The 15,156-nt window shown below is 56.3% G+C and carries 15 protein-coding genes; 6 read left to right on the plus strand and 9 right to left on the minus strand.

Annotation, left to right across the window (positions count from 1 at the left end; all coding sequences use genetic code 11):
- Positions 1–152 precede the first annotated feature (152 nt).
- From ONV78_RS00160 to ONV78_RS00175, 4 genes are all read left to right on the plus strand, one after another.
- On the plus strand, positions 153–2,273 hold the full coding sequence (locus ONV78_RS00160) for an alpha-amylase (protein WP_279500106.1): 2,121 nt from the start codon (positions 153–155) through the stop codon (positions 2,271–2,273).
- Positions 2,274–2,477: 204 nt separating this feature from the next.
- Positions 2,478–2,867: a hypothetical protein gene (locus ONV78_RS00165; RefSeq protein WP_216738965.1), complete on the plus strand. Its 390-nt coding sequence runs from the start codon at positions 2,478–2,480 to the stop codon at positions 2,865–2,867.
- Positions 2,868–2,998: 131 nt separating this feature from the next.
- The gene (locus tag ONV78_RS00170; RefSeq protein ID WP_279500108.1) at positions 2,999–3,691 is read left to right on the plus strand and encodes an aspartate/glutamate racemase family protein; all 693 of its coding nucleotides are present in this window, start codon (positions 2,999–3,001) and stop codon (positions 3,689–3,691) included.
- Positions 3,676–4,017: a YfiM family lipoprotein gene (locus ONV78_RS00175; protein ID WP_279500110.1), complete on the plus strand. Its 342-nt coding sequence runs from the start codon at positions 3,676–3,678 to the stop codon at positions 4,015–4,017. The genes ONV78_RS00170 and ONV78_RS00175 overlap by 16 nt, the downstream gene beginning before the upstream one ends.
- A 31-nt stretch (positions 4,018–4,048) precedes the next feature.
- Here the strand turns inward: ONV78_RS00175 and ONV78_RS00180 are convergent, their stop codons facing one another.
- Genes ONV78_RS00180 through edd form a run of 3 tightly spaced genes read right to left on the minus strand, consistent with a single transcriptional unit; the run spans position 4,049 to position 7,723 of the window.
- The gene (locus tag ONV78_RS00180) at positions 4,049–4,936 is read right to left on the minus strand and encodes an aldo/keto reductase (RefSeq protein ID WP_279500111.1); all 888 of its coding nucleotides are present in this window, start codon (positions 4,934–4,936) and stop codon (positions 4,049–4,051) included.
- A 2-nt stretch (positions 4,937–4,938) separates the two neighbouring features.
- Positions 4,939–5,907: a glucokinase gene (locus ONV78_RS00185; RefSeq protein WP_279500113.1), complete on the minus strand. Its 969-nt coding sequence runs from the start codon at positions 5,905–5,907 to the stop codon at positions 4,939–4,941.
- Positions 5,900–7,723 carry a phosphogluconate dehydratase gene (edd, locus tag ONV78_RS00190; protein WP_279500115.1) on the minus strand — a complete coding sequence of 608 codons (1,824 nt, stop codon included), beginning with the start codon at positions 7,721–7,723 and terminating at the stop codon, positions 5,900–5,902. Before edd ends, ONV78_RS00185 begins: the two co-directional genes overlap by 8 nt.
- 222 nt (positions 7,724–7,945) lie before the next feature.
- Here edd and gap point away from each other — a divergent pair, with 222 nt between their 5' ends.
- Both gap and pyk read left to right on the plus strand, forming a co-directional pair.
- Entirely contained in the window at positions 7,946–8,950 is a 1,005-nt protein-coding gene (gene gap / locus ONV78_RS00195; protein WP_127968092.1) for a type I glyceraldehyde-3-phosphate dehydrogenase, read from the plus strand.
- Between the two features lie 25 nt (positions 8,951–8,975).
- Complete coding sequence (gene pyk / locus ONV78_RS00200) at positions 8,976–10,424, plus strand: pyruvate kinase (protein WP_216738960.1); 1,449 nt, start codon at positions 8,976–8,978, stop codon at positions 10,422–10,424.
- A 197-nt stretch (positions 10,425–10,621) separates the two neighbouring features.
- On the opposite strand, the gene ONV78_RS00205 is transcribed toward pyk, so the two are convergent.
- From ONV78_RS00205 to ONV78_RS00230, 6 genes are all read right to left on the minus strand, one after another.
- Positions 10,622–11,092, minus strand: coding sequence for a hypothetical protein (locus ONV78_RS00205; protein ID WP_279500121.1), 471 nt, complete (start codon positions 11,090–11,092; stop codon positions 10,622–10,624).
- 4 nt (positions 11,093–11,096) lie between these two features.
- Complete coding sequence (locus tag ONV78_RS00210) at positions 11,097–11,720, minus strand: hypothetical protein (RefSeq protein WP_279500123.1); 624 nt, start codon at positions 11,718–11,720, stop codon at positions 11,097–11,099.
- A 154-nt stretch (positions 11,721–11,874) separates the two neighbouring features.
- Entirely contained in the window at positions 11,875–12,579 is a 705-nt protein-coding gene (locus ONV78_RS00215; RefSeq protein ID WP_279500126.1) for an MOSC N-terminal beta barrel domain-containing protein, read from the minus strand.
- 11 nt (positions 12,580–12,590) lie between these two features.
- Positions 12,591–13,109, minus strand: a complete 519-nt coding sequence (locus tag ONV78_RS00220; RefSeq protein ID WP_279500128.1) for an alpha-ketoglutarate-dependent dioxygenase AlkB — start codon at positions 13,107–13,109, stop codon at positions 12,591–12,593.
- A gap of 12 nt (positions 13,110–13,121) precedes the next feature.
- Complete coding sequence (locus tag ONV78_RS00225; protein ID WP_279500130.1) at positions 13,122–13,745, minus strand: LysE family translocator; 624 nt, start codon at positions 13,743–13,745, stop codon at positions 13,122–13,124.
- 682 nt (positions 13,746–14,427) lie between these two features.
- Positions 14,428–15,126 (minus strand): hypothetical protein, encoded by a 699-nt coding sequence (locus ONV78_RS00230; protein ID WP_253938580.1) that lies wholly within the window; start codon positions 15,124–15,126, stop codon positions 14,428–14,430.
- Between the last annotated feature and the right edge of the window lie 30 nt (positions 15,127–15,156).

Consider the following 15,156-nt stretch of genomic DNA (forward strand, 5'->3'; position numbering starts at 1 on the left):
TTTAATCCCATAGGCGTATAGGGGGGGAGTAGACTCCTCCCCCTAATTCCACCTACTCTCCCGCCGTCTATTCTGCTTCCATTAGGGTCTGTTAAAGACGTCTGAACGTCGCCTGGTCCGCCCATCCAAGAATAAAACAAGAGGTTTCCAACATGGCCAGACCCCGTGTTCTGCTACCCGCCCTGTATCTATCGACGCTCCTCACCGCTTGCGCCAATCAGCCGACAGCCGGGCCTCAGGCAAGCTGGGTCTATATAGACGGAGCGTCTCCGGTGGCGCTGCGTTTTGAAACCCCCAGCGCTGACCAGAAGCTGGCCTACGGCGAGTTCGAGCCTGGCCAGTACCATTTGCTCTTCGGCGACGCAGACGCACCGGCAGGCGCCATCAAGCTGTATCGCAAGGTGAATCTGGAGCCGGATCTGCATGGGGACTACATCCTGCAAATAGAAACCGCCGGCGTCTACCAGATTTTGCTGAATCAGGGGGATGAGCCGCATTTCCGCGTCAGCAAACGCGTCACGCCCAAGCAGACCACCACGCCAAAGACGAACGCCCAATCCACATCGACCGGGGTTTGCGCGCCCGCCATAGAAGAGCAAAGCATTCAGGTCGCGCCAGTTTTCAAGGATGGAGAGTGGGTGCGCGACTTCTACTCCGGTCGGCGCGCCCAAGTCATAGACGGCAAGATCAGTTTGACGCCCGCCGCCGACAGCGAGGGCTTGATGCTGCTTGAGACGGACACAGCCACCCCGCAACCCTTTACCTGGGACAACGCCACCGTCTATTTCGCTCTCACTGACCGCTTCGCCAACGGACGTACGGATAACGATCATAGTTACGGACGCCAGGCGGATGGCGCAGAGGAGATCGGAACCTTCCATGGCGGCGACTTCGCCGGCCTTATCGGCAAACTCGACTACCTGCAATCCCTGGGCGTCAGCGCGCTGTGGGTGTCGCCGCCCTTCGAACAGATCCACGGCTGGGTCGGCGGCGGCGATCGCGGCGATTTCCGCCACTATGGCTATCACGGCTACTACATCCTTGATTTCACCCGTCTGGACGCCAACATGGGCACGGAGGCGGAGCTGAAGACATTGATTGAACAGGCCCACAAGCGAGGCATTCGGGTGTTGTTCGACGTTGTAATGAACCACCCCGGCTACGCCACCCTGCAGGATATGCAGGATTTCGGCTTCGGCGGCCTGTTCGACGGTTTTGAACAATACCTGCCGCCACGCTGGGGCGACTGGAAACCCAGCGGCAATGAAAACTTCCACGGCTATCACGCCAACATCAATTACGACCACGACAAATGGGCGGACTGGTGGGGCCGCGACTGGGTGCGGGCGGGTATTTATAACTACGACAGTCCGCCCAACGCTGGCGTCGATCCCGTCAAAGGTTCGCTGGCGTTTCTGCCGGACTTTAAAACCGAGTCCGACCAGACTGTCGCCCTGCCCGCCTTTTTGCGCAATAAACCTGATACGGGCGCCCGCGATCTTCCCAACGCAAGAGTGCGGGACTATCTGGTCAGCTGGCTCACCCACTGGGTGCGCGAATACGGCCTTGATGGATTTCGGGTAGACACCGTCAAACATGTGGAGCCAGCGTCCTGGCTGGCGTTAAAGCAGGAGGCGACAGTCGCTTTGGCGGAATATCGCAATCAGCACGACGCTCCCGAGGGGTTTAACGCCCCCTTCTGGATGGTGGGCGAGGTGTTTCCTCATGATGTCAGCAAGAGCGCCTATTTCGACGCCGGCTTCGACGCGGTGATCAACTTCGACTTTCAACGTAAGTTCTCCCGCCAGGGAGCGGACTGCCTGTCCAATCTGGAACCGGTATACCGCGACTACGCAGATAAGCTGAACAGCGACCATGACTTCAACGTCATGACCTATATTTCCTCCCATGACACCCAGCTGTTCAGCACCCTGGCCAAGCAATCGCCGGAGCTGCAAAAGCGTGTCGCCGCTGCGCTGTTGCTGGCGCCTGGAGCGGTGCAAATCTATTACGGCGACGAAAGTCTGCGCCGCTTCGGCCCCACCGGCTCTGACCCCAGCCAGGGAACCCGCTCCGACATGAACTGGGCGGAGATTGACTCCGGCGCTGTGGACGCAATCCTGGCGCATTGGCGTAAGATCGGCCAGTTCCGCCAACGGCATGCCGCCATTGGCGCGGGCCAGCATCAGAAGCTCAGCGACGCGCCTTATGCATTCGCCCGCACTCAGGGCGCCGACCGCGTCATCATCGTCTCCACAGAAAACCGGCGTTAAGCGCCTCCCTGCCCATTCGCCTCCGACGGAACCCCATCACAACCGTCGGAGCGGCTAAAAATCCTTACAAATTGCCGCTGATTAATAACCAAGTCGTAATCCCCCAGGGGGAATTTATGGTCTAGAATGACCATTACCCCCCACCGATCCCATTTTACTTATCGGGCGTATTTGCAGTATCAACAGAGCCTAAGGAGCGCAGTTATGCAATTAAGCGATAAAACCCCTACCCGATTGGTCCAGGTTTCATTATTTTTCTCCGCTGCTCATTTCCTTTTTGGCGGCGTGACTTGGTCGAACATCCTTTTGTTCCTGGTCTTCACAGGAACCGTCTACATCTCCACCAAGTTGTTCATCATCCTGCAGCAGCTGCAGATGGCGACCGTCACCGATCTCAGCGAACTCAAGCTGTATCTGATGGGCGCAGCCGTATTGTTCGTCGGCATCGCCACCTTCGCCTACTCCTACATGTTTGGCGTGTTTTACCTGTTCATCACCGGCGTCTACTTCATCTCGCCCTATGATCGCGCCTGGTTGGCGGGCAAATCGCGCATGGTGGTTTACGACAACAAAGTGGAATACCGCGAAGTCTGATCCTGACAGGCCCGCCTGAAGCCGAAACGCTTAAGCTGGCGGGCGCATCCTCTTGCCAGAGAATGCCACAGGCGTTAGCGTGGTGACTCAACCGTTTATAAATCATCAACCTGCGCCAGAAGGAACAGACCATGAAAACCCTGGGCATTCTGGGCGGAATGAGCTGGGAGTCGACCCAAAGCTACTACCGCCTCATCAATCAGGGAGTTAAAGACACCCTGGGCGGTCTGCACTCCGCCAAACTCCTCCTGCACAGTTTTGACTTCGCCGACATTGAGCGTCTGCAGGCGCAGCAGGACTGGGACAGTCTCGCCGACATGCTGGCGGAAGCCGCTGCTGGCCTGGAGCGCGCCGGTGCCCAAGCCATGTTGATCGCCACCAACACCATGCATAAAGTCGCGCCGGAAGTGGAGAGTCGTATCTCTATTCCTCTGCTGCACATAGCCGATGCCGCCGCTGACGAGCTTCAGCGCAACGGCCATAAGAAAGTCGCCCTGCTGGGCACCCGCTACACGATGCAGTTAGATTTCTACAAAACACGCATTCATGACGCCACCGGTATTGAAGTGATCACACCGGAACCAGCGCAGCAGGAAGAAATCAACCGGATCATTTATGAAGAACTGTGCCGGGGCGAGCTGCTGCCTTCGTCCAGAGACTTCTATTATCGCGTCATAGACGAAGTGGCCGGCCAGGGCGCGGAAGGCGTGATACTGGGTTGCACGGAAATCGGCCTGTTGGTCAGCCCGGAAAACTGCGCCATTCCCCTCTACGACACCACAGACTTGCATTGCGCCATGGCGGTGAAATGGGCCACTGCATAAAACCTCTGTTCGCGCTAACGCTGACCTTAACCTTGGGCGGCTGCGCCGCATTGCGCGAAGATCCCAGCGACTGGCTGGGCAAAGACAAAATCGCCCACTTTACCGCCTCCGCCGCTCTCGCCGCGGCGGCCGCCGATCAATTGGACAGCGGCTCTCGCAGCGACTGTGGAAGCGCGGCGTTAAGCGTAGGAGTGGCCATGACATTCGGCGCGGGAAAAGAGTATTACGATGAAAACTATGCAGGGAAGTATTGGAGTTACAAGGACATGGCGGTCAACTTGTTAGGCGCCTTGACGGGCTCGCTGGCCGCATCAAGGTGCCTGTAAGCCTCACGTCAGACTGACGCAAGGCGCTGGATCAGGCGACGCAGTGGCCGCGAGCCGCTTCCAGCAACGCATACCAATCAGTCCGGGACATCTCATGGCCAGCCCCGGCCAACGCGTCATTAATGCGGGATTCACGCAAAGAGCCCAATACCGGCAATGGCCGTCCGGGGATGCGTTTCAGCCAGGATAAGGCTAATCCGGTCTCAGACACGCCAGTTTGCGCCGACATGGCGGCCAAGACGTCACCCAACGCAGGAACCCGCGAGAATCCGCCACCGCCTAATGGAGACCACGCCATCGTCTGCACCTGGTCCCGCCGCAGAGCGTCCATGGTTCCATCAAACAAGGATTGGTTCGCCAGCAGGGAAAGCTCTATCTGATTGCACAGCAAAGGCGCATTCAGGTGGTCCGCCAGCAGACGCCAGTGTTCGGGCAGAAAGTTAGACACCCCGATGGACTTGATCTTGCCGGCCATCAGCAGGTCTTCCAGCGCGCGCGCCGTATTTTCCACCGGCATCAACGGATCTGGCCGGTGCAATAGAAAGCAATCAATGCTGTCCACTTGCAGGCGGCGCAAGGAGTCATCCACGCAAGCCATCACATAGGCGGCTTCCGTGTTGTAATGCTTCACGAAATCAGAGGAGCCGTCCTCAGCGGGAGGGACAATATCGCACTTGGAAATCAGGCGCACATGCTCCTTCAACTCTGGAGCGGCTTGCAACGCCAGACCGAACAGGCGCTCGCACTCGCCGCCGCCATAAATATTAGCGTGATCAAATACCTTCAGTCCCTGATCCAGGCGAGCCTCGATCCACTCCGCTAATGCTGGCGCAGGACAGAGTTCCGGGTAATCCAGTAGGCGCATCATTCCCAGCGCCAAAGGGGCTTCTTGCAGCTCAGCCCGAATTTGATCCGTCACTACTAATGCACCTCTTGGTTTTTCAATGCTTCCGCAGCGCCGAGCAAGCCTGTGTAGGTCTCCGTCACGACGTAGACCGGAATGCCGCCCAGATAGTCGCCCATCCGCCCTTTGTCTTCAAAACACTGGCGAAAATCGCTGCCGCGGAAAAACTCAATAAAGCGGGGAATAATGCCGCCGCACACGTAAACGCCGCCAAGCGCGCCCAAAGTCAGCGCCGCATTGCCCGCCACGCGTCCGAAAATGGCGCAGAACAGTTTTAAGGTCTTATGAGCGATCAGGTCGCTGTTCGCCAATGCGGCTTCCGTTACTTGCGAAGGCTGCGTGTGCGCAGGCTCCACGCCGTCGATCTCGCACAGGCTGCGGTACAGGTTCAACAAGCCCTCACCGCACAGAATCCGCTCGACGGAAACCCGCCCGAAACGCTCTTTCAGGATTCGCAACACGCTGATTTCCACTTCATCCGTCGGCGCGAAATCGACATGGCCGCCTTCGGTGGACAACGGAGCCCAATCGGTCATGGTGCGCACCAGACCGGATACGCCCAATCCCGTACCAGGGCCAATCACTAATCTGGCCGCGCCAGGTTTGCCTTCGCCGCCGCCCACCTGCTGCAAGTGCGCATCCGTCACGTGCAGAGTGCCCAGGGCCATGGCGGTGAAATCATTGACGTATTTGAACGTGTCAAAGCCCAGACGGGCCTGCATGTCGGCCTTGTTGAAAGTCCAGTGATTGTTGGTCATTTTAATGGTGTCGCCATGCACCGGGCAGGCGAACGCCATACAGGCTTCATGAACTTCCGCTTCAGGATGGCCGGCCAGGTAATCCCGCACCGCTTCATCCAGATTGGCGTAATCATTACAAGGAAGCACCTGGATGTGCTCCAGTTCGAAACTATCCCGGGCCACCAGCGCGAAACGCGCATTGGTGCCGCCAATATCGCCCACCAGGGCGTATTGCGCTTTACTCATCGACGCTACTCCAGAAACTAGACGCGCCAGCTTCCGCATGGCTGGCTTGACGGCGCATCATACCGAACAACTCGCGGCCATAGTCAAGTTCATTCGCGCTCAGATTCGCCGTCGCCAATGGGCGGGCGTCAAACTCTTCCGCAGACGTCAATATTTCCAGTACGCCACTGCGAGCGTCCAGGCGGATCATATCGCCATCGCGTACTTTCGCCAGCGGACCGCCGTTGGCGGCTTCCGGGTATACGTGAATGGCCGCCGGCACCTTGCCGGATGCCCCAGACATGCGTCCGTCCGTCACCAGCGCCACCTTGAAGCCACGGTCCTGCAAGACGCCCAGATAGGGCGTCAGCTTATGCAGCTCCGGCATACCATTGGCTTTCGGCCCCTGGAAACGCACGACCACAATGCAGTCTTTATTCAGTTTGCCGCTGCTGAAAGCGTCACCCAGGTCGTTTTGGTCATCAAACACCACCGCGGGCGCTTCCACCACCCAGTGCTCTTCCGCAACGGCGGACACTTTGATAACGCCGCGTCCCAGGTTGCCGGACAGCACTTTCAATCCGCCATTGGGAGAGAACGGCTCCGCCGCCGAGCTCAGTACGGCGGGGTTGAGGGTTTCCGCCGGCGCGTCTTTCCAGACCAGTTCATTGTTCTGCAACACAGGCCCTTGCGCATAGCGGCTCAAGCCTCTGCCCACTACCGTTTCCACATCGTCATGCAACAGACCCGCGCCCAGCAGTTCCTTAATAAGGAAAGGCGTGCCGCCGGCCTCATGAAATGCATTCACGTCCGCCTGACCGTTCGGGTAGATCCGGGTCAGCGAAGGAACCACGTCGGAAAGCTCTGAGAAATCGTCCCAGTTGATAATCACACCCGCCGCCCGAGCGATCGCCACCCAGTGCATAGTGTGGTTGGTGGAGCCGCCAGTAGCCAGCAAGGCCACTAACGCGTTGACGATGGTTTTCTCGTCCACCATATCCGCCATGCCCAGCGTGCCGCCATTGGGCGCGGACAAACGCACCGCCTGCTGCGCCGCTTCTTTGGTCAACGCTTCCCGCAGCGGGGTGTTGGGATGTGTGAACGCCGCGCCTGGCAGGTGCAAGCCCATCACTTCAACCAGCAACTGGTTGCTGTTGGCGGTGCCGTAGAAAGTACAGGTGCCTGGACTGTGGTAAGACTGGCTTTCCGATTCCAGCAGTTCGTCTTTGCCCACTTTGCCTTCGGCGTAAAGCTGACGAATGCGCTGCTTCTCTTTATTAGGCAGACCTGATGGCATCGGACCGGCGGGAATCAATATAGAAGGAAGATAACCGAAGCTCAGCGCGCCAATCAGCAGGCCAGGCACGATTTTGTCGCAAATACCTAATAAAAGGACGGAGTCGAACATGTTGTGGCTAAGAGCAATCGCCGTGCTCATGGCGATAGTGTCGCGAGAGAACAGACTCAGCTCCATGCCCGGCTGCCCCTGCGTCACGCCGTCGCACATGGCGGGCACGCCGCCAGCGAACTGCGCCACGGAGCCCATATCCCGCACTGCATTGCGAATCACTTCTGGATAGGTTTCGTAGGGCTGATGGGCGGAGAGCATGTCGTTGTAGGCGGAGACAATTGCGACGTTAGCCTGATTCATCAAACGCAGCACATCTTTATCCGACTGCGTACAGGCCGCGAAACCATGCGCCAGATTGCCGCAAGCCAGCGTTTTACGCTGCGGCTTGTTGTTTTTCAGGTTCTCCATGCGCTGCAAATAGGCTGCTCGGGTGGCTTTGCTGCGCTCGATAATGCGTCGGGTAACTCTGTCTACAGTCGGGTGCATAGCTGATCGCTCTTTTATATGTTCGTCTGTTTGTCCCAATTGAACGCCGGGGGGCTGCGCTGATACGCGGGTAACGCCAAGCCCGACGAGGAAAAACTCAATTATTTGGTAATATTACAAGATTAATTGATCAAAATCACGACATGACCGTACCATTCCAGAAATTATTTTGTTATATTTACTACATGTGAAAACAAAAAATTCCCCACCTGGAGGATTGGCATGACGATTCGAGTTGCTATTAATGGTTTTGGTCGCATTGGACGCAACGTTCTCCGCGCCCTTTATGAAAACAACTATCGCAAAGACATTCAGGTAGTCGCTATCAATGATTTGGGCGACTCCGCCATCAACGCTCACCTGTTCAAGTATGACACAGTTCACGGGCGGTTCTCCGGTGAAGTCAGCCATGACGAAGAGTCCATGACCGTCAATGGCGACCGTATCTCCATCAGCGCGCAAAGAGACCCCAAGCTGCTGCCCTGGAAAGCCCTGAACGTAGACGTGGTTTACGAGTGCACCGGCTTCTTCACCAGCAAGCCCAAGGCCATGGCTCATATTGAAGCCGGCGCCAAGAAAGTGATTATTTCCGCTCCCGCGACTGAAGTAGACGCCACAGTGGTCTTCGGCGTTAACGAAAACATCCTCAGCGCGGACCATCAGGTTATTTCCAACGCCTCATGCACCACCAACTGTCTGGCGCCGGTCGCTCAGGCTCTGCAGGCTGCCGTAGGCATTGAAAGCGGTTTGATGACCACGATTCATTCTTATACTAACGATCAAAAACTCACTGACGTATACCACTCGGACCTGTACCGCGCACGTTCCGCCACCCAATCCATGATCCCCACCAAGACTGGCGCCGCTGCGGCGATCGGCCTGGTGTTGCCGGAACTGGAAGGCAAACTGGACGGCATGGCGGTCAGAGTTCCAACCATCAATGTTTCTCTGGTGGACTTTTCTTTCATCGCGGGCAAAGACACCAGCAAAGAAGAAATCAACCAAATCATGCGGGAAGCTGCTGCGAAATCAGCAATTCTCGACTATAACGAAGAGAAACTGGTATCGGCCGACTTCAACCATTCGGCGTTCTCCAGCATCTTTGACGCGGGCCAAACCAAAGTTAAAGGCCGCCATGTAAAAGTCATGGCTTGGTACGACAACGAGTGGGGCTTCTCCAACCGTATGCTGGACAACACGCTGGCTCTGATGAAGGTCGCCAGATAATCCGGTTCATACGAGAGGTAGAGATATGTTACGTCGCACCAAAATAATCGCCACACTGGGTCCAGCCACCAGTTCGTCTGAGGCGCTGGAATCCATTATCAAGGCGGGAGTCGATGTTGTCCGGCTCAACTTTTCCCACGGCGAAGCCGCTGAGCACATCGCCCGTGCGGAACTGGTGCGCGAACTCGCGCGCAAGCAAAATCGTTTTGTCGCCATTCTTGCCGACCTGCAAGGCCCCAAGCTGCGCATCGCGCGATTTGTCGACGGCAAAGTCACTCTGACGCCAGGCCAGCGCTTCGTATTGGACGCGCGCCTGGACAAAGAAGCCGGCGACATTGATCGCGTCGGCATCGACTATGAGCAGTTGGTGAACGACGTCGCCGCCGGAGACACGCTCCTGCTTGACGATGGTCGTCTGGAGCTGCTGGTCGAAGAGGTTGTTGGTTTGGAAATTATCTGCCGCGTGGTTATTGGCGGCAAACTTTCCAACAACAAAGGCCTTAACAAGAAAGGCGGCGGACTTTCCGCCAAAGCGCTGACGGATAAAGACAAAGCAGACATCAAGACCGCCGCCAAACTGGGCGCGGACTATGTCGCCGTCTCATTCGCACGCACTCCGGAAGACATGCATGAAGCGCGCGCGCTGCTGAAGGCGGAAGGCTCCAACGCCAGCCTGATGGCGAAAATCGAACGCGCAGACCTGGTTCATAATCCCGAACAGCTGGACGCTGTTATCCTGGCCTCCGACGCAGTCATGGTGGCTCGTGGCGACCTGGCGGTGGAAATCGGCGACGCAGAACTGGTCGGCGTACAGAAACACATTATCGCCCGGGCCAGAACCCTGAACCGGGTGGTGATCACTGCGACTCAAATGATGGAGTCAATGATCAGCAGCCCCATGCCGACTCGCGCGGAAGTGTCCGACATCGCCAACGCGGTGCTGGATTACACCGACGCAGTCATGTTGTCCGCCGAATCAGCCGTGGGCCAGTATCCGGCGCAGGCGGTGGAAGCCATGGCGCGGATTTGCGTTGGCGCAGAGAAACATCCGTCCACGCATCAATCCAAACACCGTATTCACGAGGGGATGGCCCGCATCGACGAATCCATCGCTCTGTCGGCGATGTATGCGGCCAACCATCTCCAAGGCGTGAAGGCGATCATTTGTATGACTGAAACCGGCGCTACGCCGTTGTTGATGTCGCGCATCAAATCGCCTCTGCCGATTTACGCGTTCTCGCGCCACCATGAAACTCAGCACAAAGTCGTTCTGTACCGCGGCGTGCAAACGATCCCCTTCGATTCGGATCAGCATCCTAACGAAGAGATCAACCAATTGGTGGTGAATGAGCTGGTGAAACGCAATGTAGTGACCGACGGCGACCTGGTAATCCTTACCAAGGGCGACTACGTCAACGCACAGGGCGGCACCAATACGATGAAGATCGTACGCGTAGGAGGTTCTATTCAGTAAGGATGAAGGGTCCCAAACGCTTTTTATCCACTTTTGCGGGAGGCCGCGTCTAACCCGGCCTCCTCATTTTCGATCACACTCTCGCACTCGCAATCTGAGTGATTTAGCAGGGTTCCGGAGTCCCCATTCCACCCTGCTCTTTTTTTGCCTGCGATTTGGGCTTACGCTCCGCAACATGCGCCAAATTTCAGCCCCTCCTACCTGCCTGTCACCAAGCGCAACTGTATATCCTCGTCGCCAAACCGCTTGAGCGCCTGCCGGACGACACATGTCGAACGCATAAACGGGCAAACGAAATCTGCAGGTAAACGACCTAACAGCAACTTCTCCCGTATCGCTTTATGCGCCGTACAGATATGCATGCGCTTATCGAACACATCCAGATAAATCTCATGATTCACCAAGTACTCATAGAACTCCCGGTTTGGGTAGTGGGGCTCCAGCTCCTCTACTTGCTCACTTTCCTCATGTGATTTGCTGGCGACCAGGTATTCCTTAACATTGGCGATAGTTGTCTGCAAAGGCGAGTCTGCATCCCCTTGCCAAAAAGCGATAATTTCACCTTGTATGGAGTGACCCAGGCCAGCCCACCAGTCCTCCACTTCCCCATGTCTCTCCTGCGCCACGCCTTCAAGAAAAAATGCGGGCGCAGACGTACTACTTTTCATTAACTCAATCTCCTCCACAGCCGCCTCCGCATCCTCCGTCGCCGCCATCGCTATCTCCGCCACCGGCGCAGCCGGAGCCGCATCCAATATGACTGGCGCAATAGCCCACGCCGCCTGGACCTTTGCAGTTAAGGCTATAAACAAAACCATCAGGAATCTGTAAATCGTGATCCATCGAGAAAATCATCGGCAAGCGACTTGGGTTGCGACGATCTATGCCTTCCTTATGACAGGCCAGCCGCCATGCGGTCTTAATGCCATTCTGGGCCTGAGTGGGGCTCTGCATGGCTTCCGCTGGCGTATGATGTAAGAACCGACCGAAGCACTTCTGACAGAACTGCTCGTACGCGCGGGTGAATAATATGAACTCGTGCCAAGCCACGTCCACTGCCTGCGAGGGCATGGCCACCATGCGCCGACCGCCAAGCTGGCAGAGCGCAAAATACTCCTTCAGCCCTGTCATGACCATCTCTAACTGCGAGTCATTCAGATGCTGGTATTTGTTCTGGATCTTGCTCTTTATGCTACCGGGAAATTGAAATGCCTTCAGCGCTTGTCGTCGCGCCCGACTAAGCAGCACGCGATAGAGTATGAATGCAATGACCGCTCCCGCCACCAACCACGCCATGACGCTTACCTCTTGCGTTGAGGATAGGACGAAGCCTCCTGCGTCGCGCCTTCCAGTATTAACGGATTACGTGAAAAGTATGGATTACAAGTAAAGTTTAGACGTAGCTTATTTATCTTGTGCGATGACTTTCAGCCATGGCGCCACAGAGCAATCATTCTAAAAAAGCGTGTTCGCCTTGCCGCAATACACCGGGCTCTATCACCTGCGCATAGACGCCGAAATTAAACTGCATATGTTCGCCAATCGTCCGGGGGATCATAAGATCATCGGGTAATTCAGACTGCCGCATCCCCGTCATCACGCACCGTTCAGTCAGTCCGCTAATTTGCAGACGCAGCCCGCCGGAAAAGGAAAGGGTCTTACCCAGCCAGTCATGCTCAACCATGCCAACGCCAGTGGTCGACAGTAGGATATTAGGCCGAAAGCGGCGTTCATCGATACGCGACTCAGGCAGCAGCCCTCGCAACCAGTGCAGCGCTGAAGTTGAAATCAGGTGTACAGGCCCCGCATCAAGGTGCGATACAGCCTCTTCTCGCACCAGAGTTACCTCCTGCTCCAACAGGGAGGAAAGAGCTTGATTCAGGTCGGGATGGTCGTTCGACATGACCCGCCCATCAGGCAATTGCAACGATACCGAGTCGGCGTCAGAGCTCGCGCTCATTCTCAAAAGCCCTTCTATCCTGGCGAAGCGTCTTGTGTTCTTACCGCTGCCAAACTTACCCGCTCCGTTGCGGACAGCGAAGATTCGGTCACCCACCACGCCGCGTCCATCAAACGCCAGTGAGTCGAGCTTTTCCCCCAGTAGTGATTTAACCGGATAGCGCCACAGGGAGGAGGCGGCTCCAATTGACTGCATGCCAAGGTTCCTTATTTGAGAATGAGTCGGAATGTAAGACTGATGCGCTCCCCTACGCCCGGCATTTTGGGAATCGCATGCATCCAGCGGTCCTGTACGCCTTTATCCATGTACAGCAGCGCACCATGTTCGAGCATATAAGTTACAACATGCGCCTTATCCGCTTTATTACGGTAGGAAATACGCCGCTCGGCGCCCAGAGAAATGATCGCCACGCCCGTTCCCGGCGCCAGCTCTTCCGAGGAGTCGGAGTGATATCCCATGGACGATTCGCCATCGGGGTAGTAGTTCAAAAGACAATTATTCGGGTAAAAGCCCAGCGTCTTTTCAATGTCGCGTCCTACTCGCGCCAGATTTTCCGGTAGCTCCGTTTGCGGATAGCTCATGCCTGAATAATCATATGAGACGCCAAAGCTCGCCGTTTTCCTGGCTTTGAGACGTTCATCCCACGCCACGTTATCTTTCAGCTCGCGAAACAGCGCATCCGGGCGTTCCACAAAGGCCGTTTGCAGAATGATATCGGGAATCACCTCGCAAACCGCCTAGCCATGCCTCGCCGCAGCGGTTAGCACGCCTGCGCCAACAAGCAGGGAGCCGCCGACGCGGTTGAAACGCTTTAGCGCTTTGGGATCACGTAACATGGAGCGCAGTTTGCCTGCGAACACCGCATACATGGCGGCGTTGAGAACGCCTAACACCAGAAAAGTAGCGCCGAGTATGACAAATTGTGGAGCCAGCGCCGCCTCAGTGGAGACAAATTGCGGCACGAAGGCGATAAAGAAGATGATGCTCTTGGGATTAAGCGCCGTGGTGATAAACGCGCTGATGAACTGACTGCGCCCGCTGACGCCAGTCGTCTGCCCATCGTCAGCGCTCAGCGACGTGGAAGAGCGAAACATTTTCACGCCCAGATAGGCCAGATATAACGCGCCGACCCACTTCAATATCGTGAACGTAAAGGCGGAAGCCGCCAGAATAGCGCCAAGGCCGAGAAAGGACAAAGTCATGGCGACCAGATCTCCCAATCCCACGCCCGCCGCCAATGGCGCGACAGAGCTTTTGCCTGACGACAGCGCCTGGCTGACCACCAGCATGACGGAAGGCCCTGGGATCATCACCACGACCAGAGAGGCCACCACAAACATCAAATAGGTATCCAGACTCATACGCCACCGCCATAACGCTGTAGATCAAATATTGCTCCCAGCAATGTAACCCGCTCACGCACAGGGGGTCAATGAAGTAGAAGGAGGTATAGATAGGGAAGTATCTGGAGGCCATCGCCCCGCTTGCATGAGCGGCGGCGATGGCTTAGGTAAGTCTGACTTTGCGCGCTTGCCAACATGGGGGTCGCAAGCGCCTGCTTAGCGGAAATAGTCGTCTCGGTTAACGCCGTCGAAAGCAACCTGACTTAAGACAACATTGTTTGAAACAACCTCCGTGAGCCACAGGGACAGGGGTCATTTCTCCCCAGCTTCTCATGCAGATCTTTGTCTCCATGAACGACTCTGTAGCCGCGCTTCACCTGAGTTTCAGATGGATAACCTTTCCTGCGCTTACTGATGACCTCGAAAGCACAGCATTTCTTCGTATTTGGTACGCATGACACACCTCCATTGATGTTTCCGTCATTGTTGTTCCTCTCGCCTAACGGCGGAGAGGCGGCATCATAGCACTAGAAACGCGTTCGGCAAAATAGCGCCGACAACATCAGGAAGACGAACAGGGACAAGTCTGGAATAGATAACAGTGTTGCTTACTATACTTACTACAGATGAGGAAAGAGAGGATATTCGGGAGAGGTCGCAGGGCCTGTTGATCACAGAGCCCTGCTTAGAACACGCTGTACTACAGACGACGATGGATACGCGCGCCTTCTTTGGTGCGCTGATCCAAACGCGCCATGATCTCGCGCATTTCTTTCGCTTCTTCTGAAGCCTGGTTACGCTTCTGCGCTTCCATTTCCGCTTTCTCAGCCGCAATCGCTTCGCGAATGCGTTTTTCCTTCGCTGCTGAGCCAGTACGGCCTTCAGACAGCTTGGGACGGTTCACTGGAGCGGGAGCGGTTGCGCCAGTCGCAGATTTGGCTGCTTTCGCCAGACCTGCAGCGCCGGCTTTCTTCGCCGCCTTCTGCCCCGCTTTGGTCCCACCGCGACGGCGGGCCTCGATACCGGCAATCAATGCGCGCATCTCTTCCGCCTCACGGGTGGAAGCAGTGTGACGCAGTGGTCTCGGTTCCGCTTTAGGGGCGGGCTTTGGAGCTTCCGGCTTAACCACAGCCTCTTTTTTCTTCGGCGTATAGTCGGGATCGTCAGAGCCGTCCGACATTTCCTGTTTCAATGCTTCCAACTCTTTCATCAGATCCATTGATGGTTTGGATTTGTTCTCTGGTCGAGTCAGTGTGACTTTGATTGCTTTGGCGCCCAGCGCTTCCATCGCTTCAGCCAACATTTCCCGAAGTTCTTTAGGGTTATCAGAATAACCCCACTCTTCCATTTTGAAAGAGTCCGCGCCGCTGGACCGCAGAGTTTCAAAGAACTCACCCATTGCGCCTTCGGATTCCTGGACCAACAAATG

Source organism: Hahella sp. CR1, assembly GCF_029813005.1.
In the GTDB taxonomy this organism is placed as follows: domain Bacteria; phylum Pseudomonadota; class Gammaproteobacteria; order Pseudomonadales; family Oleiphilaceae; genus Hahella.

Coding starts and splice junctions, on each gene's coding strand:
- ONV78_RS00160 (WP_279500106.1), top strand. CDS start 153: ATGGCCAGACCCCGTGTTCTGCTACCCGCCCTGTATCTATCGACGCTC.
- ONV78_RS00165 (WP_216738965.1), top strand. CDS start 2,478: ATGCAATTAAGCGATAAAACCCCTACCCGATTGGTCCAGGTTTCATTA.
- ONV78_RS00170 (WP_279500108.1), top strand. CDS start 2,999: ATGAAAACCCTGGGCATTCTGGGCGGAATGAGCTGGGAGTCGACCCAA.
- ONV78_RS00175 (WP_279500110.1), top strand. CDS start 3,676: ATGGGCCACTGCATAAAACCTCTGTTCGCGCTAACGCTGACCTTAACC.
- ONV78_RS00185 (WP_279500113.1), bottom strand. CDS start 5,907: ATGAGTAAAGCGCAATACGCCCTGGTGGGCGATATTGGCGGCACCAAT.
- edd (WP_279500115.1), bottom strand. CDS start 7,723: ATGCACCCGACTGTAGACAGAGTTACCCGACGCATTATCGAGCGCAGC.
- gap (WP_127968092.1), top strand. CDS start 7,946: ATGACGATTCGAGTTGCTATTAATGGTTTTGGTCGCATTGGACGCAAC.
- pyk (WP_216738960.1), top strand. CDS start 8,976: ATGTTACGTCGCACCAAAATAATCGCCACACTGGGTCCAGCCACCAGT.
- ONV78_RS00205 (WP_279500121.1), bottom strand. CDS start 11,092: ATGAAAAGTAGTACGTCTGCGCCCGCATTTTTTCTTGAAGGCGTGGCG.
- ONV78_RS00210 (WP_279500123.1), bottom strand. CDS start 11,720: ATGGCGTGGTTGGTGGCGGGAGCGGTCATTGCATTCATACTCTATCGC.
- ONV78_RS00215 (WP_279500126.1), bottom strand. CDS start 12,579: ATGCAGTCAATTGGAGCCGCCTCCTCCCTGTGGCGCTATCCGGTTAAA.
- ONV78_RS00225 (WP_279500130.1), bottom strand. CDS start 13,745: ATGAGTCTGGATACCTATTTGATGTTTGTGGTGGCCTCTCTGGTCGTG.
- ONV78_RS00230 (WP_253938580.1), bottom strand. CDS start 15,126: ATGGGTGAGTTCTTTGAAACTCTGCGGTCCAGCGGCGCGGACTCTTTC.